Genomic DNA, 24,896 nt, shown 5'->3' on the forward strand with positions numbered 1-24,896 from the left:
CCGCGGCGATTCACCGGGCGTGTCTATCCTTTGATTTTACAAAACTTCTGCTTTGGCATGCGCAGTTTCAATATGGGCTGGTCAAAGCAGACACCTGGCGTGGGCAAAGAGAGTTAAGCCCGACTGATCAAGTTTCGCAGCTTCCCTTTCCGAATGTGCAGCAAGACGTGCCTTACTCCTGTGATTTTTCCTGGCCGGCAGATTTTCGCGTTTTGCGGAGACTGAGGATCAGTTGCACTTCGCCTACGGGCAGACCGGTTCGATGGGCGATCTCGTCAGGATCGTATCCGTAATCTGCCAGAGTGTAAATTTCTTCAGCCGGTCTGGCTTCGCGTGACGACCCTGCCACAACTTTTGCGTCGTGTTCCCCCGACTGCTCAGCGTCCGCTGGAGCATTGTCTGACTCGCTGGCAGGCCGAGCCGTAACCTCAGGCGGCACGGGGCCCGGCTCTCCACTGGCGGAACCCTGTGGGACATGCGGGGGCTCTGGCGACAAAACTCCAGCCGCCTGCGTTTGTCGAAGCTGCTCGCTCGCCCGGAGGGCAGCTTCAAGGCGTGCGGCCGCCCGATCGGCTTCGCGGACCAGGTTTTCCAGAAGTCCCAGCTTGCTGGTGATCCTTCCTTCGATGTCCCGGGCGAGTTCGTGCATTCGGACTTCCCAATCGGTGACAGTGGAAGGATGGGGCATGTGGCCAGGCTCATGCATTTGGCCGGTGAGATCACTCCGCTGTGTTTCATCGCGAAGAGAGGGAGGGACTTGACGACCGCCGCGACGCTGCATCCGGATGAGGGAAAACCAGATGAAGACGATCGCCAATGCCAACACGATCCACGACAGGGTGCTGTTGTCCAGGGCAATGGGTATTTGAAGCAAAGGCCCCATAATTCCCCTCCCATCAACCACCTTTGCAGGAATGCTCGTCTGCCATCTGTTGTGCACCCTGGTGGCGGAATGCTTCTTCTGCGGCCTCGTAAACTTCCCTCAGGGGGACCTGATGCCGTCGTGCGATCTCGCGGCAGGCTTCAAACTCCGGCGAGAACTCCTGAACGCCATCCGGCAAGACGCGGACCTTACCTCGGATCTCCCCCCAACGTGTCTGCACGCTTGCCACCTGCCGTGGGAGCACGTGGCGTTCGACCGGCCAGAACCGTACCCCCAGCGTGGTCGTTTCCCGGAATAAAAGCGATTCCACGGCGGGCACAAGTTCCTCATTGCAGAGAACGGTGAGTTGCACTCCCGGACGGTTCTTCTTCATCTGGATCGGGGTAGTGAAAAGATCGAGAACTCCAAGCTCCCATAGCTTCTCCAGAGTGTAACCGAGGACCTCTGCGGAAAGATCATCGTAGTTTGTTTGCACGACCCAGATGCGGTCCCGCAGAACTGACGGCGAAGTTGCCTTCGCACAGGCGAGTTCCCCCACAAAAAGGCGGAGGACATTCGGGCGGTGAGGAATGTCGCGAGATCCGGCCCCATACCCGATGCACTGGATTTCCATGGCGGGCAAGGGCCCGAACTCCCGTGCAAACGTCGTAATCAGGGCCGCGCCGGTGGGAGTCGTCATTTCCATTTGCACGTCGCAGGGAAGAAGCGGAACACCTCGCAACAATTCCGCCGTCGCCGGAGCAGGTACGCTCACCTCGCCATGGGCGATGCGGACTGTCCCGCCCCCGGTAGGAATGGCCGATGCGTAAACGGCCTCAATTCCCAAATAGCTGAGCCCGAACACGCTGCCCACAATATCGACAATCGAGTCAGCGGCGCCTACTTCGTGAAAATGCACTTTTTCCAGCGGCACTCCATGAACGCGGGCCTCCGCTTCGCCCAATCGGGTGAAAACCTTGACGGCTTGTTCCTTCACCGTGTCAGAGAGTGAGGATCGCTCAATCATTTCCACAATGTGGTGGAGGTGCCGATGATGGTGCTCGTGCGGAGTGTGGACGACAACCTGGGTCGCCCGAAAACCATTCTTTCGTACTTCCCTAGTTTCTAGACGGCAGTTGGTCAGCCCCAGCGAATCGACGACCTGCTGGATGGCGTCGATGGGCACACCCGCGTCCACCAGCGCACCAAGGACCATGTCGCCACTAATCCCACTGAAGCAGTCGAAGTAAGCAGTTTTCATCGGAGTGCACATCGAAAATGAGTCTACCCGCTGCTGATCGGCAGCGCACAAGAGGTGGACAACTCGTTTTCCTGGAGAATGGTTGACCGTTGGAACCGGTTGTAATCTTCTGCTGATTCTAAACGACCCCTGGGGCGAAACAAGCCCAAGCGTAGTTGACTCATCCCCACTCGTTCCCAATTTGCCATGGCATGCCATGGGTACAGTCCGCCTTCCGGTTTTTTCGCAGGGACGTGCCTGTCACGTCCGATGAACACCGATTGACGCCCCATTCTTTTGTCCCGGGCACGACAAGCGTGCCCCTCCGAGGGATTTCTCGGAGAAGCCTGCTTGGCAGGTCCGATCAACGGCGGTCGATGAGTCATAGGATTTTGCCAAAATGGGGATGACCTGGCCCTGGCACGTGTTGAGGACGGTGAGTTCGCGGCTTGATCGGCCTGGCAGCGGCGTCAATAATGAGGCAAATGGCTGTTGTGGAGCGGTTAATTACTGTGCTGGCGCAACAGGGATTGCGGCACGCGGTTGCTAGGATGCGGTCCGTTTTCACTCATTGAAGCGTCTCTGGGGAATGCCTACGACGGAGGCCCCGACATGAGTCTCTCCCGCAGGATTCTTCCGATCTTGATGCCGGTTGTCGTTCTGGCTTTTGTGGGTTGCCAGGCTTCGAGGAATGAGAACCCGGCGAAAGGCGAGGCCCAGCAATCGTCCGCGGAAGTGAAGCAAACGGCCGTGAAACTGCCCGACCTGGTGGTCGAGGTGGGCGACGAAAAGGATCTCGACGCGATTCTCAAGGAAAACAAAGGAAAAGTCGTGCTGGTCGATTTCTGGGGGACGTGGTGCATGCCGTGCATGGAACTGTTGCCCCATACCCTGGAGCTTGCCGAAAAATATGGCTCCCAGGGACTGGTGGTGGTGACTGTGGCGATCGAGGATATCAATGATCCGCGGAAGGTCGATGAAGTTAGAGGCGTGCTCATCAAACACGGGGCAACGGGCCAGGTACGGGCATTGGTCAGCCGATACGGAATTGGCGAAGAAGCATTCACGAAATTTAACATCGCCAGTGGCGCTCTCCCTCATCTGAAATTGTTCGGCCGGGATGGCACGCTGGCAGTGACCTTCGGATTGGAGGCTGAAAAGCCGGATCCCGAACGGATCGAAGCAGAAGTTCAACGGCTTCTCAAAGAGACGGCGGTTTCCCAGAGCCAGAGCACGGATGGGCCAGAGCTGGTCATCCCAGAAGCCAACTCTTGAGGGGTGTCCCGAGTGCGGAGTCCTTCCCGAGATAGTTTCGGCAAGCTGTAGCGCGTTCCTGGTTTAAGGAAAGTTGCCCGCGACGATGAACGTCGATACCGGTCCTTTAACCGTTCCGAAGTTCTCCGCTCTGAAGCGCGCCGGCCGAAAAATCGCCATGGTAACGGCGTACGATTTTCCGTCGGCTGCGCTGGCCGACCTGGCCGGTGTGGATGGGATTCTCGTGGGCGACAGTGTGGGGATGGTGGTCCAGGGGAAAAGCACTACTTTGCCCGTCACACTTGACCAGATGATTTACCATGCGGAGATGGTATGCCGGGCGGTGCGCCGTGCGCTGGTGGTGGTGGACATGCCGTTTATGAGCTATCAGACGGGAGTGCGGGACGCTCTTATCAACGCAGGGCGGATTCTCAAGGAAACCGGCGCGCAGGCGGTGAAACTGGAAGGGGGGCGGGAACAGGCAGAGTTAATTGCGGCACTGGTTCAGGCGGGGATCCCGGTACTGGCCCATTTGGGGCTTCGGCCGCAGGCCGTTCGGGCTGTGGGCGGATACCGCGTGGAAAGGGATCGAGAACGTTTGCTCGCCGACGCGGAGGCTGTCGAACGGGCGGGAGCTTTTGCGGTCATCCTCGAATGTATCCCGGTAGATATCGCCGCTGAAATCACCGCCAGTGTCGAGATTCCCACGATCGGTATCGGTGCGGGACCCCGGTGTGACGGTCAAATTCTCGTCTTCCATGACCTGCTGGGCTACGCCGCAGGCGGACGCAAGCCCAAGCACGCTAAACAGTATGCCAATTTGGGGGAGATCATCAACCAAGCGCTTCGGCAGTACATTCAAGAGGTCCAGGAAGGTAAGTTTCCCGGACCGGAGCACAGTTTCTCGTGAAATCGAGCGGGGCCGTATCGCACGATTCGTCGCTATTCAGATCTGCAACGATGCGATTCAGGCAGCAGGGCGCCGCTGGGCCAAATACGGGTTGTAGGCCGGATCATTGTACATCTTGAATTGGCGATAGATCTTCATCACGCGTTTGCCGGAGAAGAGGTCGGCTAGCAGATCCGCCAGTGCCGTGCTGAGGTCTTCGTGCTGCTGGTGCAGGATGCTCAACTTGGCCCTGGCCCGTTCCCGATGCTCCTCGTCCACGTCGGTTCGCTGCGTTTGCTCCTCCATATGATAGATGCGAAGCGCAAGAATCGATAACCGATCAATGGCCGCACCCGGCGTCTCCGTGTTCAATTTGGCCCGAGGAAGAGGACGCACTCCCCAAGCGGCAAGGTTGTTGAGAATGTATTCGTCAAGACGCTCAATCCAGTCGTTGCGTTCCTGGTTCAGCCGATCGATTCGTCGCTTCACGGCGGCAATTTCGTGATCGCTGGCGGTGGGATCGCGGGCTTTGTCCTCCTCGTGCCACAAAAGAAAATTCCTCTGGTGCTGTTCGCAAACCAGATTGAGGAAGCCCCGGTAGGGGTTGTCAATCGGAGCGTGGTGCCATCTTTCGGTGCACTCTCGATGCAGATCGGTGATTGCGAACACATCGATCATGGCGGTCTTTCTCGCTCGCCGAATGGAATCTGGTCCAGGTTTTTGCTGGGGTTGACTTGTTTCGAAATCGACCAGATAACCGCCCGACGGCTGCTTTGCAGAAACCACTGGCAACCTCCCTTTTAAGAGTGGCACTCGGAAGCACCTTGTCGAGCTCAACAGGCTCGTGGTCGAGTGCCCACTTTCATATGCTCCGTCTCATCCTGTGCAAACTCTACACCGAAGTGACTCGGTGCTCACAAGACGTGAAGGGGAGTTTAGCAGTATGCGGAGGCTGTGCTCAAGGGCAAAAACAATCCCCCACCGAGTAACGCGCTGCGCCACGGACACGCGCCACGCGTCGAGAGCCGAAAAACTGAAAACTGCTCTTGGCCGATGATTACCATTTTCGTATCATGGGCACGCTTGGGAGTCTCGGCACCTCTTCGGTACATCCGGCTGGAAAACTGGCGGGACAACGAAGGCACAGGACATTTATCGCGGGTCGGGGTTCAGGGAGCGAACCATCGCCACATGTCACGGAGGACCGTCAATGGAAACGATCAAAACCATCGGCGTCCTGGTCGTTCTGCTCGTCGTTGGGTATCTCGGTTACAAAGCCGTAACGACTCCCCCGCCAACGCCTCCCCGTGACGATGACGCCCATCCGCCACCTGCCACGAGTAATCTCAATGTACCCATCCCGGAATTGCCCGCGGAACTGGCACAGCACTCGGGAAATGCCCCCGCCGCAGGCAGTCAACCAATGAGCGGGGCCGCTTCCGATGCAAATCAGGTAGCGGCCGGCAGACAGCCACCCCCGGCGTTTATGGGAGGAACAGTTCCTTCCTCGAGCGACCCATCTCCAGCTTCCTCCCCGAATGTTGCTGGAGATGGAAGTCGGAATAAAGACGGCCAGATGGCTTCCCTGACCCCGCAAGCAGCCGTTGCCAGCGCGATGAGCCGGCCACCCGCAGACGTCCTGAGCCCGGCGGGAGCAATCGGGATGCCCGACGTTTCTAATACCGCAGGGAATGCGAATCCCAGGACCGGGGAACAGCAACCGCCGGATTCTTCGGGTTCTCCATCAGCGGGTGACATTGGGCAAAGCGGGATCCGCAAAGAATTTGCTGAATTCCTGGAAGCCGCTTACCGGAAACTGGATCGGGGAGAATTCTCTCAGGTCCATACGGTGCTCACGGCCTGGTACGCTGATCCCCGGTTGACTCCCCAGGAAGACGCGCAACTGACGGATTTACTTGACCAGGTGGCGGGCACCGTCGTTTTTTCCCGCCAGCATTTGTTGGAAAAGCCGTATATCGTTCAGCCGGGGGATACCCTCCAGTCGATTGCCGAACGCTACAACGTCACGCCCGAACTGCTCGCCAAAATCAACGGCATCGCCAAGCCAGAAGACCTCGTTCCCGGGATGACGCTGAAAGTTCTTCGCGGACCGTTTGATGCCGTCATTTATCTCCACCGACGGGAACTCGTTCTCATGTTGCAGGGCAAATATGCTGGTCGATTCCGCATCGGAATCGGAACCGATGCCCGTCAGTGTGAAGGGAGCTATCAGGTCCGCGAGAAGACTCGGTTTCCCCGGTATTTCAGCGACTCTGGTGTTTATGAGGCGGGAGACCCGCGGAACCCGCTGGGGCCGAAGTGGATCGGCCTGGAAGGACGCCTGGGAATTCACAGCACAGACGATCCCGCCCAATTTGATAACCCCCAGGCCCCTGGTTCGATCTTTGTTTCCGCCAAGGACATGGAGGACCTTTTTGACATTCTGACGATCGGATCGCGAGTGACCGTGCTGCCGTAATGTGATGCTGTATGGCGAGCCTGCAACTTCGGCGCCAGTCAGCGCTGCCCCAGGCCGCACGATTGTCCGAGTCTGTCCGGTGCCCTTGGTTTTCCGAACGAAGGACCTCACAATCAGGAAGGACCAGTGAACATGCGGGAGAGAGACCAAGCATCCGGTTGATCGAAAGGGAAGGCTCGACGAATGTACGATCGAGAACAATTGCACCGTTTGATTCGTGAAAAGGCACTCCGCTTCGGCCAATTCACGCTGGCATCGGGCAAAACATCAACATTTTATCTGGACTGCAAGCAGGTCACGCTTGACCCCGAAGGGGCCCGGCTCATTGGGGAAGGTTTTCTGGACCTGCTTTCCGAGTCTCGGCCGGACGCCATCGGAGGCCTGGCTATCGGGGCCGATCCGATCACCGCCGCGGTGGTCACGATGTCGGCGGTTCGCAAAACACCCATTCGCGGATTTATGGTGCGGAAAGAACCGAAAGGTCATGGCACCCAACAGTTCATCGAAGGACCAGTTTTTCCGGGCGATCGAGTGGCTATCGTTGAGGATGTCATCACCACGGGAGGTTCCGCGCTCAAGGCGGTTGAGCGGGCGGAAGCGTACGGTTTGAAAGTCGTCCAGGTGCTGGGGATCATCGACAGGTTGGAGGGAGGATCGGAGGAGTTCCGGCGACGGGGACTACCGTTTGCCAGTCTTTTTACGATCCGTGATTTCGGCATTGAACCAGCATAGACCATCATAAAATCGTGCGTACGGACGGCAGACAGGCAGCCGCGGCGGAGCTTCTCAACGAGGAGTGTGCCTGCTCGCCATATCTGAACGGATTGCCGATCGAAGCGCTCGGGTTTTGACAGGTAGGTGTTCTGTTCGTCAGTGAAATGTTTGGGCTCGGGACACGGAGGGTCGTTCCATGGAACATTCACTGCATGCGGACTTGAAGCGTTTTTATGCAGGTCCAGCGCCGTCTGTGGAGGTTGTTGTTGACGGCTACCGCATCGACGCCACCAGCCATGGATGGTTGATTGAGATTCAGCAGGGGCCACTCTGGGCGATTCGAAGAAAAACCCAGGCGCTTTTGGACAAACACCGCGTGCTGGTCGTCAAGCCGATCGTGATGACCAGAACGATTGCCCGGCTGGAAGGAGAGGGAGGCCAGGTGATCTCTTACCGCAAGAGTCCAAAAGAGGGACACCGGTGGGATGTGTTTGAGGATCTTGTCCATTTTGCCAAGGTGTTTCCCCATCCCAGGCTGCGTATCGACGTGGCTTTCGTGGATGTGGTGGAATACCGTTATCCGCGGCAGCGCCGCTCGTGGCGCCGTCCCCCGTATCAGCTCGCCGACCGCCAGCTCGTGCAGGTGCGCGAGACGGTGACCCTTATGACACCGGATGATATGCGTCTGCTCCTGCCGGAGCTTCCTGAGGTGTTCGACAGTGCCGACCTTGCCGCGGTACTCGCAGTTCCCCGGTGGCGGGCGCAGCAGGTAGCGTATTGCCTGCGGGAAACGGGAGCCGTGCAGGTCCTGGGACGTACTCGTCGCGGCTGGCGATATTCGTGGCGGCCGACGCAACCCGCTCCCGTCGACCGCCTTTCCCTCCTGGTTGCTTAATGGCGCCGCGTTGCCCAATATCTGGGCACAAAAGTCCCTATCTTAGGCAGTGATTTTCCGGACCTTGTCTGTTTCGCGCGCGAAAACAACATGACATTGACGTTCTGCTGTCGCCATGCATGCTTAGACCATGCTTCGGCGTTTGTCGAATTTTTTGGCATAGAACCTGCAATTCCATCAACATCCTGGCTGCGGCTGGGGTAGTTGGAAGGTACAGTTTGGTTTTCAGCGTTTACCGATCGGGTACTTCTGTTGTCCAAGAGCAAAGCGAGGAGAAGGTATGACCCCTAAGGAAGTCATCGCATTCTGCCGGGAGAAAGGCGTCAAGTCAGTTGACCTGCGGTTTATGGATTTTCCGGGCGTGTGGCAGCATTTCACAATCCCGGTGACCGCACTTACCGAGGATGTTTTCGAAGATGGGCTTGGATTCGATGGCTCGAGCATCCGGGGATGGCAGCGGATTAACGAGAGCGACATGCTGGTCCTGCCTCAGCCCGACACGGCCGCTCTGGACCCATTCGCGGAGATTCCCACGCTCATGATGATCTGCAACATTCAGGACCCCGTGACCCGCGAGGACTATTCCCGGGATCCACGGAATGTTGCCCGCAAGGCGGTCAACTACCTCAAAAGCCTTGGCATTGCGGATACCTGTTACGTTGGTCCGGAGGTGGAATTCTTCATTTTCGACGACATTCGCTACGATCAGACCTCGCACTGTGGATATTACTTTGTGGACAGTGTGGAAGGTGAATGGAACCGCGGGCGAGACGAGAAGCCCAATTTAGGCTATAAGCTGCGACATAAGGAAGGCTATTTCCCGGTGCCGCCCGCCGACCAGATGTTTAATATCCGCAATGAAATGATGCAACTGATGATTGAATGCGGGGTTCCCGTGGAAGCCCAGCACCATGAAGTGGCCACGGCTGGTCAATCTGAAATCGATTTGCGTTTCGACGAGCTCGTGACCATGGCCGACCGCGTGATGGTTTACAAGTACATCGTCAAGAACGTGGCGCGGCGGCATAACAAGGTGGCTGTCTTCATGCCCAAGCCGATCTTCGGGGACAACGGCTCCGGGATGCACACCCACCTCTCCCTGTGGAAGAAAGGGCAGCCGCTTTTCGCGGGAAGCGGTTACGCTGGGCTGTCCGATATCGCACTTTACGCGATTGGTGGCCTGTTGAAACACGCGCCGGCACTTTGCGCCTTCACAAATCCAACCACCAACAGCTACAAGCGGCTTGTACCGGGATATGAAGCTCCGGTCAATCTCGCCTACTCCCAGAGGAATCGTTCGGCGGCCATCCGCATTCCCATGTACAGTGCCAATCCCAAGGCCAAACGGATCGAGTTCCGATGTCCCGATCCATCGTGCAACCCCTATCTGGCCTTTGCTGCCATGCTGATGGCCATGATCGACGGGATTCAGAACAAGATCCATCCCGGGGATCCGCTCGATAAGGACATCTACGATCTTCCGCCGGAGGAACTTCAGAACATTCCCAAGACGCCAGGGTCGCTGGAAGAAGCACTCAACGCCCTGCGGAATGATCACGAATTTCTATTGCGGGGTGATGTATTCACACCGGACGTGATCGACACCTGGATCTGGTACAAGATGACGAACGAAGTGGACGCTATTCGCTTGCGTCCGCACCCCTATGAATTCTGCCTCTACGCGGATATTTGATTTTCAATGGGCGACGCCCCTGCCAAACTGTTGCCCCAATAACCATTGAAGTTTCGCCGGTCCCGGGTGAATGTCGCGGCAGCTTACCCGGGACCGACGTTTTGTATGTCTGATGATTGGTTAACAGCCAGGCGCTGAATGGGGCCAGGTTTTCTAAAAGAAAAGACGGCGTGAACCGATAGCTGGGGTTCACGCCGTCCGGAAAGTCTTTCAGTGAGACAATGCTTTTGCCGCCGAGTTATTTCTGCATAGGCACCAATTCGATTGTGATTTCATTTTGACCGGGCTTAACTTCCACCACCTTTTCCTTGGGGACCAGACCGGCGTACGGCGAGGGCTCCGGTTTGTCCTCGTAGGTCTCAGCCCCTTTGGAGACGGGAATATAGGAGACCTCGTGTTTGCCTACCACGGCACCGTCACCGTCGGCATACGTGCTGAGGACAAACGTCCCGTCGCTTTTGACTTCTCCTGTGGCCGGTTTGCCGAGTGAGCCTTCTTTGGCGCCGGGAACCTCGATCGGACGGAAGCGGATGCCGCCACTTGTCACCGGCTGGCCATTGTAAATCACCTTACCACGGACAGGCGCCACCTTGTACTCGGCTCCAGATTTTCGTCCACAACCGGCCAAAATCAGAAGGCCAGTCGCCACGGACAGCACACATACAACTGCCAGTGATCGCACTTTCATCTCAGACACTCCTCCCTACTGGGGCGATGGTGAGACCTTGACCTGATCAGCCTCTTTCGAAATTCAACTCGATTGAATATCTACCTTGGCGGTAAAGCTACCACACCAGGGCGGGTTTGGCAACACGCCCTTTAAGGGAATGAGAAAGGCGGATGCAGGAGTGCACCCGCCCGTAACTGTCCGATCGATCAGTTCGACTGCGCGATTGACCGTCTGGCGGAAATAATGCCAGGTCTCCGTTTGCTTTGCGAGTTGTTTCTAACCGTTACGGAACCTGAACCGGGTTACCGTCGTTGATGGCGGCCAGCCGCTCGTAGAGGACCGTGTCGATTGTCTCGGAGAGGAAATGCACGGAACCGTCACCAAACAGGAAATTAGCACCACCCGGATGCTTGCTGCCAAACGCGAAGTCCGAGAGGGTAATGTTTACGACGGGGGTGGTATCTTTGCTGTTGATCGGGGTGTACTGACCCGCGACACGAGCCCAGGAGGAGATCCGCCATTGACCCGCCCAGTCGTTGTTACCACCTGCCCACAGCGGGAAAACGCGGTCGATCATCGTCCGGGTAACGTTCCCTGATTCCGATACTTCTCCGATCGCGATGACATTGCTGGAACCGTCCGTAATGTCTGCGAAGGTTGTCACGTAATGGTAGTCGTTCGTCTGTGCCAGCCGGAACATGCCGTTCTGACCAGAAGCCCCGCTGGGCTGCGACCAGCTTGGACCACCACCCGTGGTCAATTGAACATACCAGGGGGTATCGCCACCCAGGCAGCAGCAGTAGTTGGATTTCCCGTAGCCGTTGTTGTCCTGCTTAGGCAGAACGTCGCTCGGGCAGATGTACACGCTGATGATGGTTTTAGCACCCTGATTGTTGGCACCGGTCGGATTACCGTGGTTGTTACGAACCTGCGTCCACCAGTTGTAGGTGTCCGTGCTACGCACCGGGTGGCCAGTGGGTAATGCCGGGGAAACTCCCGGAATCTCCCGAATGGCCCCGTGTACTTTGAGGTTGTCACCCCCGGGGATGTACACCAGGGCCGCACCGCCACTCACCAGCGTGTCGTACATCTGTTTCTGCTCCACGTAGGGGAGGATGTACGCACCCCACGCGTAGTTGTCGTTGTCGTCGTCCGGCTGACCGATCGGAAATACGTTGTTCACATCGTGGAAATTGTGAATGGCCAGACCCAGTTGCTTGAGATTGTTGGTGCACTGGCTCCGGCGCGCCGCTTCGCGTGCTGCCTGGACCGCCGGCAGCAGGAGGGCGATCAAGATCCCAATGATGGCGATCACCACAAGGAGCTCGACGAGCGTAAACCCTTTGCGTAATAAGAGTTGCGGAGACTTCGTCATGAAACTACCTCCATACCTCATGAGACAACCTGTACAAATACAAAGACGGCATGTCACCTGCGCGCAACGGGCCCACGAGGGCTTCCGGAGTGAGCTGCTCACGAGAAAGACGATGGCTTCCGGAGTGAGCTGCTCACGAGAAAGACGATCGTTCTTTCTGTTCCGTTTTGGGGGACTCGTTAGGCGTGAGCGAGCGGGTTTAACTGCTTCTAACGCTATTCTAGTTTATACTCTCCATGATGTAAACGGTTTGGCTCGCACAAAGTTCCGCGGGCCGAAGTAAAAAAGAATCGTCATAATACGTGCACTGTGCAATCATATAAGAAACATAGAATATTTCTCCTGATAACTTGACATGAAGCGCGTTTTTGCGCATGACGCCATGTGATGAGTCAGTGGGCTCGTCTTGCTGCCGGAAGGTCAGTCCCAAGCAATTGGGCAGGTGAAGATCAGTAGCTCACCACGGATTTGCACCAAACCTTACCAGCCTGGCTGGTTCGGTCTGCACTTCGGTGGCACATCCGACACACCGACTTGTCGATGCTCAGTATGCATGTTTATTGAAAAAGCGTCTTCTTAATATGGCTCTGGCAATAAAACCGGGGCGCATTAACGCGCCAATTATCTTTCAATTTGTTTTACGGCGGCTAACGACACCACACCCGAGTGTAAGTAGCCCCGGCAGGCGATTATTGAGCGTCGGCCGACAGGTCTGCACACACCAGTTCCTCGTCATTCCGGTTGAACACGTGTCGGCCTGCGAAAGCCGGATGAGACCAGGTGACTCCCTCTCCCCGGGGAAGTTGTCCCCTGGTGGGACGCAGGAGCCGGGCACGCGAGATGATATCGATACCCTGGGGGGACAAGCGTGCAATGATGAGTTCTCCCTGATCGTTGAACATCCACACGCGATCCGCCTGCTGGACCATGTGGAGCGTGCCCCACCGCAACTGAGAGGTTAATGTGGTGTTTTCCCAAATTCGGTCTCCATTTTTGGCGTCCAGACAGCGAAATTGCCCGTAGCTGTCCACTCCGTAAATCCAGTTCAATTCCAGAATCGGGCTGGACATCAGGCAGTGGAGGGCGTCAGTCTCAATTTCGTTCTTCCCCTTCCGCGCCCAAAGTTTCTTTACGGTCAAACGTTCTGGGTCGAGCTGAAGCATCAGCGACCCATCATCGAAACAACTGATGAACAGGCGACCGCTGGCAGGATCAAACACAGGCGAAATGATGGCGTCAATCCAACGACGATGGGTGAAAGGGACCTCCCACAGGATTCGACCGGTGTGAGCTTCCAATCCGGCCAGGCGCTCGCCAGTCCACACGACAACCACATCGTGCTCTCCCTGGCGTATGGCAATGGGGGCGGAGTAGGACGCGTCGTCTTCCAGCGCGGTCCAGCGGACTTCTCCTGTCTTTCGATCCAGCGCGACAACACAACCCTCGCGAGCCCCGATCTGCACGATGAGCAAGTCACCCACCACCAATGGAGCGGCGGCCACGCCCCAGGTAGGCACACGGACCTCCCAGTCGACGCCTGGTATTTTCTTCCAAACCACTTTTCCCGTAGCCGCCTCCAAACATAGGAGATGGCCCATGGTCCCCAGCGCGTAGGCCAGACCCTCGTGAATTGTGACAGACGCGCGGGGGCCGGTCCGGTAGGTGACGTTTTTATAAGGGCATGGATAGGAAAATACCCAAAGAGGTCTTCCCGTGCGGACATCGAACGCCAATACGCGCTCCTGTTCTTCGGGTTCTGTGAGACGATCTGTCACAAAGACCCGGCCATCGGCCACCGTGGGTCCTGAATATCCACCGGATATTTTGGCCCGCCAGCGTAACTTGATTTCCGGGCCATCGAAACGATCGATAATCCCCGTTTCCCGCCAGACGCCATCCCGATTGGGACCCCGCCATTGAGGCCAGTCGTCTGCGTACACGCTTTTCATCACGGCTGAAGGCAGTGCAGAAAGGCCAAGTCCGATCAGCGCCGTAAGAATAATGAAAAACCTCTGGGACATCATGCTATCGGTCCTTGCTCGGTGGCTCGTTTTCGCGAACCGTGCAACAGCGACAAGAACGAATTATGATAGATTACCGAGTGGTGAGAAGTCCCCAGGGGAGTTTGCCAGCCTTCGAGAGTTTCCGGGAAAGTGCGTTTCTCGCCTTGAAATCTGGCTTCCTGTCCTTTAGCGGTGGTGCAGCGGCTTCGGAACTAACCTGGCACAGGAAACGTGTTGGCCGGTGAGGATGGTCCTCCCGGCGTTCCGAGTGGTTCGTCCGATTTTACCAAAAGGAGGAGGACCGATGACGCGCAAAGTTGTGTGGGGAGCGGTGGGCGCCGTGCTGGTCATGGCGCTGACCGCCGAGGTGGCGAGTGCCGGGCTGTTTCGCCCGGGTCCAGGGCTTTTGGCCAGGCTGCGTTGTCGCCGGGTGAATCCCGCCGTCCTGGCACTGCAGGAGGAGCGAGCCAAAGCCGAACAAGCGAAGAAAGAGGCAGAAGAGGCTAAGGCCGCCGCGGAAGCCGCGAAGCGAGAGGCTGAGGCCGTGAAAGCCGCCGTGGAAAAGGCTCTCGCGTCGGTTCGTGAGGAAGCCGCCAAGGCCCTTGAAAAGATTCGGCAGGAGACGGAAGCTGCTCTGAAGGCGAAAGCGGAGGCGGAGACTGCGTCTGCCAAAGCTAAGGCCGACGTTGCAGCAGCCGATCAGGCCAAAGCCGAAGCCGAAAAGATGAAGGCAGAGGCTGCCAAGATGATGGCAGAGGCCAAGGCCCTCATGGATCAGGCTAGGGCCGAGATGGCAAAAGTGGAAGCCGCCAAGGCCGACCTAGCCAAAGCTCAGCAGGCGCTGCAAGCAGAGCAGCAGAAGCTCGAAACGGCCCAGGCCGATTTGGCCAAGGAAAAGGCGGCGGTGGAGAAGGCGCGTCAGGAGGCCGAGGCCCTGAAGGCCGAAGCCGAAAAGGCCAAAGCGGAGGCTGAAAAGAAGTCGGAGTCAGCCGCTCCCAGCCAGGCCGCCCCATCTGCCAATGAATCGGGGAGCCCAGCTCAGCCCGCTCAGTCGGCCGAAAACGTCTCCGGCGCCGAAGCTGGCTCTGCGGGGGCTTCGGCGCAGGATTCGCCCGCCCCTTCAGCGGCCAGCAGCCCGTGAGTCCAGCACCTGTGTAAAAGCCGCCTGAAGGCGGGAGTTTCCCGCAGGCCCGGTGGAGCCGCGAACTCCACCGGGTTTTTTGTTGCGCCGATACGTACTCCCCAAAAGGCGGCCGGGAAAAGAAAGCGGTTTTCAAAAGAGGCTGGATATTTCATCCTGGCCTGATATATTCAAACGAATCACTCCAGTCTCGAAGATTGTGATGAAGAAAGAGAACACTGCGGATTATCGAAGGGTTTTGCCATGCGGTTAGTTTCCTACGTCTCACCCGAGGGGCCTCGGGCAGCGATTGTCCGTGATGGCGAGATTGTGGATCTCCATCAAAATGAACCGGCTCTGCCCACGGATCTTGGCGCGGTTCTTGCCATGGGAGAAGATGCCTGGTCGTTTCTCAGAAGGGTGGAGGACCAGGGAAAGGCTCTTGGCGAAACCGTGCGGCTAACAGCCCCCATTCCCAAACCCCGAAAAGTTATCTGTGTGGGTCTCAACTACGCGGACCACGCTGCCGAGACGGGCGCCACACCGCCGCCCGAGCCCGTCATCTTCAATAAGTTTCCCACCACCATCATCGGGCCAGAGGAAGCCATCCATCTGCCCAGCGACTCCCGCGAGGTCGACTATGAGGCAGAACTGGTCGTCGTTATCGGGCGGAGTGGCCGTCGGATTCCAGAACAGGAGGCCATGAATTATGTGGCGGGGTACATGTGTGGCAATGACGTGTCGGCACGGGACTGGCAACTCAAAAAGCCGGGGGGCCAGTGGCTGCTCGGCAAATCCTTTGACACGTTCGCTCCCACCGGACCGCACCTGGTGACCAAGGACGAAATCGAGAATCCGCACGACCTGGGCATTCGGCTCATTCTCAATGGAAACGTCATGCAGGACTCGCGGACGAGCCAGTTCATTTTTTCGATTCCGCGGCTTATCGCGTACGTGTCCCGTGTCTGCACTCTGGAGCCCGGCGACCTCATCTTCACGGGGACCCCCGGCGGTGTTGGCTTTACGAGAAATCCCCCCGTCTTTTTAAGGGCGGGCGATGTTGTGGAGGTGGAGATCGAAGGGATCGGCAAGCTGAGCAACCCGGTGGTGGCAAGTCGACTGGCAGACGCGTGATGGCCGCAGCCGCCGCTGATACTCCGATCTCCGTTTACCCAATTCGCGAAGCCCTCGGAGCTCGGGTTTTGCGTTCTGCCCAATCTCGCCGACGAATTCCACGTGGGGTTGTGACAGGAGCGGCTCGATGCATTCTCGGAAATACTGCAAATCGGCCTTGTCCACCTTGGCGGCGATCTTGATTTTCATGCCTGCGCGCCGGGCGATCTCAATCGCGCGATCTGGTCGTTTCTCCGGAGAAATTCGCCCCAGAAAGGCCACATAGTCCCCCTTCGGATTCGGATTGAAGAGGCACACGTCTGCAGGCAGACCATGGTAAACCGTGCCTACCCAATTCGCGAACGGTATTGGCCGCCGCTGATCGTTCGAGATGGAAACCACCGGCATGTGCTGAAATTCCCAGAAAAACGGTTTCAAATCGGAAAGATCCAGGCGGCCGTGAAGCGTGGTCACGGTCTTGTGGGCGATATCGCGGAACAGGGGGAAGTGGATTAAATCGACATGAAAATGCAGGATGTCGAACTCGCTGGCTCGCTGCCGCACACGCTCCAGTTGCATGAGCATGTACGGAAGAGGTTCCTTGACTCGTGGATTCAAGCGAATGGCACGATCAATGCAGGGGACGAGTTCTGCCGATGTGACGGAGTCGCCGCTGGCGAAGAGCGTCACTTCGTGACCCTGCCGGACGAGTTCTTCTGTCAGATGTCACAACGCCCTCTGGGGGGCCGCCATAGAGTCGCAATGAGGCATTTGAAAACCTGGGTGGAATGCCACGGATCACGCACACAAATTTCCCTGCTATCGCGTTAGCACGCACGAGGTGAAGAATCTATGGACGTTACACATCTCCTTCCCGTTTGTGAGAAAATCGAAAAAAAGCGGGCACTGCCATTTTCGCAGTCCCCAGTGCCAAAATGACCACCTCATGGGCTCCCGATGTCGCCGTTACGCCGGGAGCTGGAAACACCCTTAGAGGGAGGACCCTCATTCCCGGACCGGTTTGTCCTGGGCGGACGGCCCATTATTCTTCGCCGGCCCGCAGTCGGGCGAGGACGCTGTAATCTTCCAGCGTGCTGGTGTCGCCCACGGTCTCGCGACCCGCGGCGATGTCCCGCAGCAGGCGGCGCATGATCTTGCCGCTTCGCGTCTTGGGGAGAGCCGTTGTGAAGCGGATATCGTCGGGAACGGCCAGCGCCCCGATTTGCTGCCGCACGTGATTCTTCAATTCCTGACGCAGGGCGTCGGAGGGCTCATACCCTTCAGCAAGGGTTACGAACGCACAGATGGCCTCGCCTTTGATTTCGTGCGGACGGCCGACGGCTGCTGCCTCGGCTACGGCAGGATGGCTGACGAGAGCACTTTCGACTTCGATCGTGCTCAAACGGTGCCCGGAGACGTTGAGTACATCGTCGATCCGGCCCATGATCCAGATGTAGCCGTCCTCGTCGATCCGTGCGTTATCCCCGGCGAGATACTTGTGGGGCACATCGGACCAGTATTGCCGCTTGTAGCGTTCGTCGTCACCCCAAATACCGCGGAGCATTCCCGGCCAGGGTTGCGTGATGACAAGCCAGCCGCCGACACCCACAGGTACCGGCTTGCCGTCCTCACCGACGACCTCCGGCACCACACCCGGTAATGGGAATGTCGCGCTGCCCGGCTTCAGAGGAGTGCAACCCGGCAGCGGAGAGATCATGATCCCGCCGGTCTCGGTCTGCCACCAGGTATCGACGATCGGACAACGACCACCGCCGATCTTTTCGTAGTACCACATCCAGGCTTCCGGATTGATACCTTCACCGACGCTTCCCAGCAGCCGCAGGCTGGACAGGTCGTGCTTTTCCACATGCTCATCGCCCCATTTGATGAAGGTGCGGATCGCGGTGGGTGCCGTGTAGAGAATGTTGACTTTGTACCGTTCGATGATGTCCCACCAGCGATCGTAGCCTGGCCAGTCTGGAGCACCTTCATACATGACGATGGTAGCCCCGGCGGAGAGAGGACCATAGACGATGTACGTGTGTCCTGTGATCCACCCAATATCCGCCGTGCACCAGTAGACATCCTCATCGCGGATATCGAAGACCCACTCCATGGTCTTCTTGGCATACAAATTGTAACCCGCCGTGGTATGCTTGACACCTTTCGGTTTTCCCGTGGAACCGCTCGTGTAGAGAAGGAAGAGCGGGGCTTCGCTATCCATCGGTTCGGCCGGACAATTCGCGGAGGCATCCTTCATGAGTTCGTGCCACCAGAGGTCACGGCCGTCCACCATGTTGATTTCTTGACCCGTCCGCTTGAGAACGATGCACTTCTGGATCGTGGGAGACTTTTCCATCGCCCGATCGGCATTCTCTTTCAGCGGCACGATCTTGCCGCGCCGCCAGCCACCGTCGGCTGTAATGAGAAGCTTCGCCTGGGCGTCGTTGTTCCGTTCCGCCAGTGCCTCTGCAGCAAATCCGCCGAACACGACCGAGTGGATGGCCCCAATCCTCGCACATGCCAGCATGGCGATGGGTAATTCAGGGACCATCGGCATGTAAATGGAAACGCGGTCCCCTTTCTGGATACCCAGACTCTTGAGGACACTGGCAAACTTGCACACCTCGCGATGGAGCATTTCATAGGTGAGGACGCGGACGTCGCCGGGTTCACCCTCCCAGATGTAGGCGACCTTGTTGCGCCGCCACGTATTGAGATGCACATCGAGACAGTTGTAGGAGACGTTTGTTTGGCCGTTCTTGAACCAGGTGGCAAAGGGTTCGTTCCATTCCAGAACTTTTTCGTAGGGCTTGAACCAATGGAGCTCTTTGGCGTACTCGCCCCAGAAGCCCTCTGGATCATCCTTGGCCCGTTGCCACATTTCACGATATTGTTCCATCGACTTGATGCGGGCCTTGGCTGAAAACTCGGGCGGGGGCGGAAATACCCGGGTTTCCTTCATCACGTTAACAATCCCGGCCTGCGACATGAGCAACACCTCCCTTCCGCGTTGGTTCGGAAGATAGAACGAGAATTGGACACCACCACGCTAATCAATTCCGCTTGATTCTAGAAGTGGAGAAAACGGCTGTCAATAATGGTGCCCACTGAGACATTTCCCCTTTTCCTTTCGCGTTCACAGTATCCCACGTAGTTTTTTCAAAAATGGCAGTGGTTTGGTGGTATCCGCTTCAAGAGGGGATTGCCATAGGTATTTCGGTTTAGCACAATAGCACCATCCGTGGTTCGTGGGCCGGCCTTTTCCCGGTTACGGGGTAAAAGCGACTCGGCGATCTGTTATGGCCCATCAGCATGCTGACAAAGTTAACAAAGGAGTCGAGGAACTGACCATGGCAACGGGCGTGCATCCCCAGGTGATTCTTTCCGGGTTTGCCGATGAGGCGGCGATCAACAAGACTGCCATCGAGCAATTTGTCGCGTTCGCAGCTCTCGGGTTGTCTTATTACAGCATTCGTTTCATCGATGTGGGGCAGGGCGTGAAGAACGTCATGAAGCTGACGCCCGATGAGGTTAAGCTGGTGTGTCAACTGCAAAAGGATTACGGGCTGCAGGTGTCCTCGCTCGGCTCTCCCATCGGCAAGATCAAGCTGAAGGATGTGGAGGATGGAACGAAAAACGTCTACATCCCGTTTGACAAGTATCTGCAGGAAGATGTCCGCCGGGCATGCGAACTGGCCCAAACCTTCGGGACAAAGCTCATCCGCGGCTTTTCTTTCTACCATCCCAAAGGCGAGGATCCCAGACCCTACCTCAGTGAAGTCATCGATCGATTGGGCCGGATTGCCGACGTGTGTCGCGACGCCGGGCTGATTTTTGGCCTGGAGGTCGAGGCCAATCTGGTCGGCCAAAATGGGTATCTGCTTGCGGAAATCTATCAGAAGTTGCAGCACCCCTCGCTGGTTCTCGTTTTTGATGGGGCCAATCTTGTGGTGCAGGGATACACGGCCGCGGAGATCTACGATCAGTACCTGGCCATGAAGCCGGGTCTCGGATGGATGCACATCAAGGACTATCGGCGTCCCCAACGCGACGCCAAAGGGGGACACGTGGACGAGGACATGCTCAAAAACTTCGTTCCCGTTCACCTGGGCGATAGCGGTCATGAGGTCATTCTGCGAGATTTCGCTTCCTACATCCCCGAGCTGGAGACGCGGCTTCGCGCGTTCGGTGTTCCGGGGGTCTTCCTGGATTTGGAGCCGCACGTGAAAGGGGGCGGCCAGTTCGGTGGATTCAGTGGACCAGATGGCATGGGCGTCGCCTTGCGAAGTCTCTGCCGACTTCTCGACTATGTAGGAATCGGCTACCACCTCCGCGATTTCGAGGACATTCGGGCCGCAAGAGGATTCTGACGGTCTCCGCGGACGAGGACTCAGAAGGCCCGCGCAAAAGTCCGGAGGAAAGACTTTTTCAACCCGCAATTTGGGTGGCCAGGTTATTTATGATGGCCGGGCAGCAAAGTCTGTTGACGTTGCGGGTGCTTGACCGACTCCTCAAAGGGCGGTTGGACGGCGGATGGAAAAAATAGAGAAGGCGTCAAACGGGGGAACCGCTTGACGCCTTGTGTTATTTCCTCGACTTTGGAGAGCCGTGCCTGTCGGCAAGGTTCAGGTGGCGAATGGATTTTCGTTGGCAGGAGGTTGTGCCGGCTGCTGAGGAGCCGGTTGAGGCGCTGGCTGGGGTTGCGGCGGTGCGGCCGGAGCGGGCTCCGTGCTGAAGGGATTCTCCTGCGCCGGGGCCGGTGGTGCAGGCGGCTGCTGAGGAGCGGGCGCAGGCGGCGTCGCCGCGGGAGGCTGGGCCGGCGGTTGAGCAGGAGCCGTGGCTGGCGGTTGAGCGGGGGCTTCAGCGGGTGTGCTCGGGGCCGGTGAGGTCACTTCGGGGATTCCCACCGGAGGAGTTGATCGGTCAAGCACCCGGGCCTCTTCCCGTCGCAGCTCTTCGTAGCGGGCCCGTCGCTGCTTTTCCAGCTCGACCATCACCGCCAATCGGGCCTGTGTCCGGTATTCCTCGATGAGGAGTCGCTGGCGTCCCTGAATCCGTTCCAAAGCCCGACTGACATTGAAGAACTTTGTGGCGGATTTCATCTCCAGCTCGGCCCCTTTTTTGAAATCCTCCTTCGCCTCATCCTCTCGACCCAACTGGAGATAGGTCAGGCCCCGAAAATAATAACAGCGGGGGTCGTCACTGCCATTTTCGATAGCGGCATTGAAATCTTCGAACGCGCCGGAGTAGTCTCTGGCAAAAAACTTATGAACGCCTTGACCATAGAACTGACTGAGAATGCTGTCCTGTGCCATCAATGAGGCAGCACCGACAGCAACCCCTGCCGCGAGGACGCAAAGGATTGTCCGCAACATTGAGCTTACTCCCGAGGCAGAATGTTTCCCACAATTGACCGGTGCTAAAAGCCGACGTCCCGTGCCAACAAGTTTCCCCTCACTTTCTTCCCAAGCCAACCAACTGCGCCCGCTCGGGTGATGTCAAAGCATTCCATCCACCCGTTGTCATCGGGGAAAAGGCCCAACCTGCGCCGCCGGTCTAATGGCCATCGTAATTAGGAAAATAGGGCCTTTCAAGTGTCTCCCGATGTCTGCACAGTCTTGGAAGAAAGGACAACGCGGATAGGATAATCCTATCGAAGCAAGATTGCAAGCACCGGCAGCCTGCGATCTTGGTTCTGTGTGAAAATGGATTCAAGCAACCCGCATCGGGCAACGTCTGCGTGCCAAGGGAGATTCTGTTACCATAAGACAAAACGGAGGACCGACGCGGCCTAAATCTGTCATGTCGAAGAACATCGAGGAAGAATATATTTTTGATTGCGCGCTATTTGGTAATACTTGAAACGTTGTCCCGGCGAGAACTGCGGATGGCAACGGAGGCGTTCAAGATATTATGACACCACCAACAGGCGTTTTGGGCACCGGCAATGCGCATAAGGTCAGAGAGCTTCAGGAACTACTTGCCGACACTCCCGTACTGTGGCGCTCCCTGGCCGAGTTTCCGGGAATTCCCGAAGTGCCAGAAACCGGACAGACTTTCGCCGAAAACGCCCGGCTTAAAGCGGTCGGGTATGCTCGGGCGATCGGACAGTGGGTGCTGGCGGAAGATGCCGGTCTGATGGTGGATGCCCTTGGGGGAGAACCAGGAGTCCTGTCCGCCCGATACGCTGGTGAACCGCGGGACGATCGCAGAAATATTGAACTTTTGCTCCAGCGACTCAAAGATGTTCCCCCGGAACGCCGGACCGCCCAGTTCGTCTGCCATATGGTACTGGCCGACCCTGCCGGTCAGATTGTCGCCGAAACCACGGGTTTATGCCGAGGACGGATCACCGACGCACCACGTGGTGATCATGGATTCGGTTACGATCCAGTGTTCGAGATTCCCGAATATCACCGCACGTTTGCGGAGCTTGGGCTTGCGGTGAAAGGGTGTCTCAGCCATCGTGCCCGCGCTGCCCAGGCGATGGTGAACCACATCAGACGGCTGGTGACGTCCGGCCGCTGGCGCGGCGAATGAGGAGCATGAGAAGGCCATTCGGACAACAATTTCCTATCACAGAGGGATTGTGTCACGATAAGCCGCCGGCTGGCCCATGCACCAAATTTGGCAGAGCGCATCCAAGCGTCCCTTTGGAATGGGCTTTGAGGAAGCTCAAGGAACACATAAACCCGCGGCAAAGCATGACAGGTCGATTCATCGCTGCCTATGGTGTGATCGCCCTTGGGTTGGTGGGTTTGGTTTGGGCATTCTGGAGGCCCAAAGAGCCCGCGGCAGACTTTTCTTTTTGCAATGGCACGGAAATCAAAACCGTGGACCCAGCGCTTGTGACCGGGCAGCCGGAGGGCAGGGTGGTTTGGGCGATTTTTGAAGGGCTGACCACCTACGACCCAAAAACGCTTGCGCCACGTCCCGGAGTGGCCGAAAGCTGGGAGGTTTCCAAAGACAAGAGAGTTTACACGTTTCACCTTCGCAAAAACGCTTACTGGTCGGATGGCACGCCTTTGACGGCCGAGGATTTTCACTGGTCTTTCCGCCGCCTCCTCCATCCGGAAACAGCCTCGGAATATGCCTATGAGCTGTGGTACGTGGTCAACGCGGAAAAATACACCTCCGGGCAGGTCGAGGTGGGGGATCCCGTCGAGATCGAGTTGAACGAAAAACCGCCGGGAGCTCGTCCTTATGCATCTGGTGTGATTCTGCGAGGCAGGCTTGTCGCCATTGAAGCTGGGCCAACCGGAAGGATGGAGAATCAAGCTGAGGCATCGCCGGTTTACGTGGTGGAGATCGACGGTCGCAAGGAATATTTCCAGAAACCCGAGCGGGAGGGCCAGCCGCCACGCGATCCACGGGCCCGCCCTTATCGGTGGTTACTTTTCGACTTTGAGCATGTGGGGATCAAGGTGCTCGATCGATTCACGCTTCAGATGACACTCAACCATCCGGTACCGTACTTTCTTCAGATCATTGGCTTTTTCCCGATGATGCCGGTGCCCCGGCACTGTCTTGAGAAATATGGTTATCCCGCCTGGACCAAGCCCGAAAACATCGTCTCGAATGGGCCATTCGTGCTGCAGTACCGCCGGATTCGCGACCGGATTCGGCTGGTCAAGAATCCATGGTATTGGGATCGCGAGAATGTTCGGCTGAATACGGTGGATGTCCTGGCGGCGGAATCGGCCATTACGGGACTCAATCTGTACATGACCGGTGCCGCGGACTGGATTCCCGTGGTTCCCAACGAAGTTGTGGGAGAACTCCTCCGGCAGAAGCGGAAGGACTTTCAGCCCGCTCCCTATCTGGCAGTGGAGTACTACATCGTCAACACGCGTCGGCCACCGCTGGATGATCCCCGCGTGCGCCGGGCGCTAGCCCTGGCCATCGACAAACGTGAAATCATCAACCGGATTCTTCAGACCGGCCAGGAACCTGCAATGAGCTTTGTTCCCCCATCAATTGCGAATTACATTCCCTATCAACCACCGCAGATGCCGGAGTACGACCCCGCAACCGCCCGCCGGTTGCTTGCCGAGGCCGGATATCCTGGCGGGAGGGGCTTTCCCAAGATCGAAATCCTGTACAACACGCACGAATCGCACCAGGCTATTGCCGAACTTGTTCAGGCCCAGTGGAAAAGAAATTTGGGAATCAACGTGCGGCTGCAGAATCAAGATTGGGCCCGGTATCTGGCCAGCCGACGACAGGGCGAGTTCTGGGTGGCCCGCGCTGGATGGATTGCTGATTATCTTGATCCGAACACGTTTTTGGAAATGATGACCACGGGCAATCCCAACAATCATGGGGGCTGGAGCAACGCCGAGTATGATCGGTTGATCTCCCGGGCGCAGGTGGAGGTGGACGAGCAGCGTCGATTGGCGTTGTTTAAGGAGGCGGAAACCCTCCTCCTGGAAGAAATGCCAATCCTGCCGCTCTATTTTCCGGTTACCCGAGCCATGGTTCGCCCATATGTGCGCGGATATTACGGCAACGTCTTGGACATCCATCCCCTAAAGGATATTTGGGTGGATGTTTCCAAAAAGAGCGGGAAAACAGCCGACCAGTGAC

20 protein-coding genes are annotated in these 24,896 nt (G+C 57.4%); 11 read left to right on the forward strand and 9 right to left on the reverse strand.

The features are described 5' to 3' along the window. Positions 1-172: 172 nt before the first annotated feature. Both THTE_RS05935 and larC read right to left on the reverse strand, forming a co-directional pair. Positions 173-883, reverse strand: a complete 711-nt coding sequence (locus tag THTE_RS05935) for a hypothetical protein (protein WP_095414571.1) — start codon at positions 881-883, stop codon at positions 173-175. 13 nt (positions 884-896) lie between these two features. Next, complete coding sequence (larC, locus tag THTE_RS05940; protein ID WP_338064586.1) at positions 897-2,135, reverse strand: nickel pincer cofactor biosynthesis protein LarC; 1,239 nt, start codon at positions 2,133-2,135, stop codon at positions 897-899. 579 nt (positions 2,136-2,714) lie between these two features. Here larC and THTE_RS05945 point away from each other — a divergent pair. Continuing rightward, positions 2,715-3,377 (forward strand): TlpA family protein disulfide reductase, encoded by a 663-nt coding sequence (locus THTE_RS05945; RefSeq protein ID WP_168175794.1) that lies wholly within the window; start codon positions 2,715-2,717, stop codon positions 3,375-3,377. A gap of 85 nt (positions 3,378-3,462) precedes the next feature. Beyond that, positions 3,463-4,266, forward strand: coding sequence for a 3-methyl-2-oxobutanoate hydroxymethyltransferase (panB, locus tag THTE_RS05950; RefSeq protein WP_095414573.1), 804 nt, complete (start codon positions 3,463-3,465; stop codon positions 4,264-4,266). Between the two features lie 57 nt (positions 4,267-4,323). Here panB and THTE_RS05955 read toward each other — a convergent pair whose 3' ends face one another. Then, complete coding sequence (locus THTE_RS05955) at positions 4,324-5,031, reverse strand: DUF4254 domain-containing protein (RefSeq protein WP_237260211.1); 708 nt, start codon at positions 5,029-5,031, stop codon at positions 4,324-4,326. A gap of 424 nt (positions 5,032-5,455) precedes the next feature. On the opposite strand from THTE_RS05955, the gene THTE_RS05960 reads away from it, so the two are divergent. From THTE_RS05960 to glnA, 4 genes are all read left to right on the forward strand, one after another. Continuing rightward, positions 5,456-6,724 carry a L,D-transpeptidase family protein gene (locus tag THTE_RS05960; protein ID WP_095414574.1) on the forward strand — a complete coding sequence of 423 codons (1,269 nt, stop codon included), beginning with the start codon at positions 5,456-5,458 and terminating at the stop codon, positions 6,722-6,724. Positions 6,725-6,907: 183 nt separating this feature from the next. Then, positions 6,908-7,456 carry an orotate phosphoribosyltransferase gene (gene pyrE, locus THTE_RS05965; protein ID WP_095414575.1) on the forward strand — a complete coding sequence of 183 codons (549 nt, stop codon included), beginning with the start codon at positions 6,908-6,910 and terminating at the stop codon, positions 7,454-7,456. A gap of 178 nt (positions 7,457-7,634) precedes the next feature. Continuing rightward, on the forward strand, positions 7,635-8,333 hold the full coding sequence (locus tag THTE_RS05970; RefSeq protein ID WP_095414576.1) for a DUF8091 domain-containing protein: 699 nt from the start codon (positions 7,635-7,637) through the stop codon (positions 8,331-8,333). 280 nt (positions 8,334-8,613) lie between these two features. After that, a complete protein-coding gene (gene glnA, locus THTE_RS05975) occupies positions 8,614-10,026 on the forward strand; it encodes a type I glutamate--ammonia ligase (RefSeq protein ID WP_095414577.1) in 1,413 nt (470 codons plus the stop codon). A gap of 238 nt (positions 10,027-10,264) precedes the next feature. On the opposite strand, the gene THTE_RS05980 is transcribed toward glnA, so the two are convergent. From THTE_RS05980 to THTE_RS05990, 3 genes are all read right to left on the reverse strand, one after another. Continuing rightward, a complete protein-coding gene (locus tag THTE_RS05980; protein WP_095414578.1) occupies positions 10,265-10,714 on the reverse strand; it encodes a hypothetical protein in 450 nt (149 codons plus the stop codon). 265 nt (positions 10,715-10,979) lie between these two features. After that, on the reverse strand, positions 10,980-12,071 hold the full coding sequence (locus THTE_RS05985) for a DUF1559 domain-containing protein (RefSeq protein ID WP_095414579.1): 1,092 nt from the start codon (positions 12,069-12,071) through the stop codon (positions 10,980-10,982). A gap of 689 nt (positions 12,072-12,760) precedes the next feature. Next, complete coding sequence (locus THTE_RS05990) at positions 12,761-14,095, reverse strand: outer membrane protein assembly factor BamB family protein (protein WP_237260212.1); 1,335 nt, start codon at positions 14,093-14,095, stop codon at positions 12,761-12,763. Positions 14,096-14,378: 283 nt separating this feature from the next. On the opposite strand from THTE_RS05990, the gene THTE_RS05995 reads away from it, so the two are divergent. Together THTE_RS05995 and THTE_RS06000 are read left to right on the forward strand one after the other, a co-directional pair. Next, on the forward strand, positions 14,379-15,215 hold the full coding sequence (locus THTE_RS05995) for a hypothetical protein (RefSeq protein WP_095414580.1): 837 nt from the start codon (positions 14,379-14,381) through the stop codon (positions 15,213-15,215). A 243-nt stretch (positions 15,216-15,458) separates the two neighbouring features. Beyond that, positions 15,459-16,328 (forward strand): fumarylacetoacetate hydrolase family protein, encoded by an 870-nt coding sequence (locus tag THTE_RS06000; protein ID WP_095414581.1) that lies wholly within the window; start codon positions 15,459-15,461, stop codon positions 16,326-16,328. On the opposite strand, the gene THTE_RS06005 is transcribed toward THTE_RS06000, so the two are convergent. After that, a complete protein-coding gene (locus THTE_RS06005) occupies positions 16,239-17,030 on the reverse strand; it encodes a glycosyltransferase (RefSeq protein WP_157732228.1) in 792 nt (263 codons plus the stop codon). The genes THTE_RS06000 and THTE_RS06005 overlap by 90 nt on opposite strands. Before the next feature lie 319 nt (positions 17,031-17,349). Continuing rightward, complete coding sequence (gene acs / locus THTE_RS06010; RefSeq protein ID WP_095414582.1) at positions 17,350-19,299, reverse strand: acetate--CoA ligase; 1,950 nt, start codon at positions 19,297-19,299, stop codon at positions 17,350-17,352. Between the two features lie 361 nt (positions 19,300-19,660). On the opposite strand from acs, the gene THTE_RS06015 reads away from it, so the two are divergent. Beyond that, the gene (locus THTE_RS06015; RefSeq protein WP_095416789.1) at positions 19,661-20,680 is read left to right on the forward strand and encodes a sugar phosphate isomerase/epimerase family protein; all 1,020 of its coding nucleotides are present in this window, start codon (positions 19,661-19,663) and stop codon (positions 20,678-20,680) included. Positions 20,681-20,935: 255 nt separating this feature from the next. On the opposite strand, the gene THTE_RS06020 is transcribed toward THTE_RS06015, so the two are convergent. After that, positions 20,936-21,685, reverse strand: coding sequence for a tetratricopeptide repeat protein (locus THTE_RS06020; RefSeq protein ID WP_095414583.1), 750 nt, complete (start codon positions 21,683-21,685; stop codon positions 20,936-20,938). Positions 21,686-22,223: 538 nt separating this feature from the next. Here THTE_RS06020 and rdgB point away from each other — a divergent pair. Then, positions 22,224-22,850, forward strand: coding sequence for an RdgB/HAM1 family non-canonical purine NTP pyrophosphatase (gene rdgB, locus THTE_RS06025; protein ID WP_095414584.1), 627 nt, complete (start codon positions 22,224-22,226; stop codon positions 22,848-22,850). Between the two features lie 164 nt (positions 22,851-23,014). Further along, positions 23,015-24,895: a peptide ABC transporter substrate-binding protein gene (locus tag THTE_RS06030; protein WP_157731821.1), complete on the forward strand. Its 1,881-nt coding sequence runs from the start codon at positions 23,015-23,017 to the stop codon at positions 24,893-24,895. Position 24,896 lies beyond the last annotated feature (1 nt).

The sequence above is a fragment of the Thermogutta terrifontis genome (assembly GCF_002277955.1).
In the GTDB taxonomy this organism is placed as follows: domain Bacteria; phylum Planctomycetota; class Planctomycetia; order Pirellulales; family Thermoguttaceae; genus Thermogutta; species Thermogutta terrifontis.

Bases quoted from the DNA above. Each gene is read 5' to 3' on its own strand.
- THTE_RS05935 (WP_095414571.1), bottom strand. From the start codon at position 883: ATGGGGCCTTTGCTTCAAATACCCATTGCCCTGGACAACAGCACCCTG.
- larC (WP_338064586.1), bottom strand. From the start codon at position 2,135: ATGTGCACTCCGATGAAAACTGCTTACTTCGACTGCTTCAGTGGGATT.
- THTE_RS05945 (WP_168175794.1), top strand. From the start codon at position 2,715: ATGAGTCTCTCCCGCAGGATTCTTCCGATCTTGATGCCGGTTGTCGTT.
- panB (WP_095414573.1), top strand. From the start codon at position 3,463: ATGAACGTCGATACCGGTCCTTTAACCGTTCCGAAGTTCTCCGCTCTG.
- THTE_RS05960 (WP_095414574.1), top strand. From the start codon at position 5,456: ATGGAAACGATCAAAACCATCGGCGTCCTGGTCGTTCTGCTCGTCGTT.
- pyrE (WP_095414575.1), top strand. From the start codon at position 6,908: ATGTACGATCGAGAACAATTGCACCGTTTGATTCGTGAAAAGGCACTC.
- THTE_RS05970 (WP_095414576.1), top strand. From the start codon at position 7,635: ATGGAACATTCACTGCATGCGGACTTGAAGCGTTTTTATGCAGGTCCA.
- glnA (WP_095414577.1), top strand. From the start codon at position 8,614: ATGACCCCTAAGGAAGTCATCGCATTCTGCCGGGAGAAAGGCGTCAAG.
- THTE_RS05980 (WP_095414578.1), bottom strand. From the start codon at position 10,714: ATGAAAGTGCGATCACTGGCAGTTGTATGTGTGCTGTCCGTGGCGACT.
- THTE_RS05985 (WP_095414579.1), bottom strand. From the start codon at position 12,071: ATGACGAAGTCTCCGCAACTCTTATTACGCAAAGGGTTTACGCTCGTC.
- THTE_RS05990 (WP_237260212.1), bottom strand. From the start codon at position 14,095: ATGATGTCCCAGAGGTTTTTCATTATTCTTACGGCGCTGATCGGACTT.
- THTE_RS05995 (WP_095414580.1), top strand. From the start codon at position 14,379: ATGACGCGCAAAGTTGTGTGGGGAGCGGTGGGCGCCGTGCTGGTCATG.
- THTE_RS06000 (WP_095414581.1), top strand. From the start codon at position 15,459: ATGCGGTTAGTTTCCTACGTCTCACCCGAGGGGCCTCGGGCAGCGATT.
- acs (WP_095414582.1), bottom strand. From the start codon at position 19,299: ATGTCGCAGGCCGGGATTGTTAACGTGATGAAGGAAACCCGGGTATTT.
- THTE_RS06015 (WP_095416789.1), top strand. From the start codon at position 19,661: ATGGCAACGGGCGTGCATCCCCAGGTGATTCTTTCCGGGTTTGCCGAT.
- THTE_RS06020 (WP_095414583.1), bottom strand. From the start codon at position 21,685: ATGTTGCGGACAATCCTTTGCGTCCTCGCGGCAGGGGTTGCTGTCGGT.
- rdgB (WP_095414584.1), top strand. From the start codon at position 22,224: ATGACACCACCAACAGGCGTTTTGGGCACCGGCAATGCGCATAAGGTC.
- THTE_RS06030 (WP_157731821.1), top strand. From the start codon at position 23,015: ATGACAGGTCGATTCATCGCTGCCTATGGTGTGATCGCCCTTGGGTTG.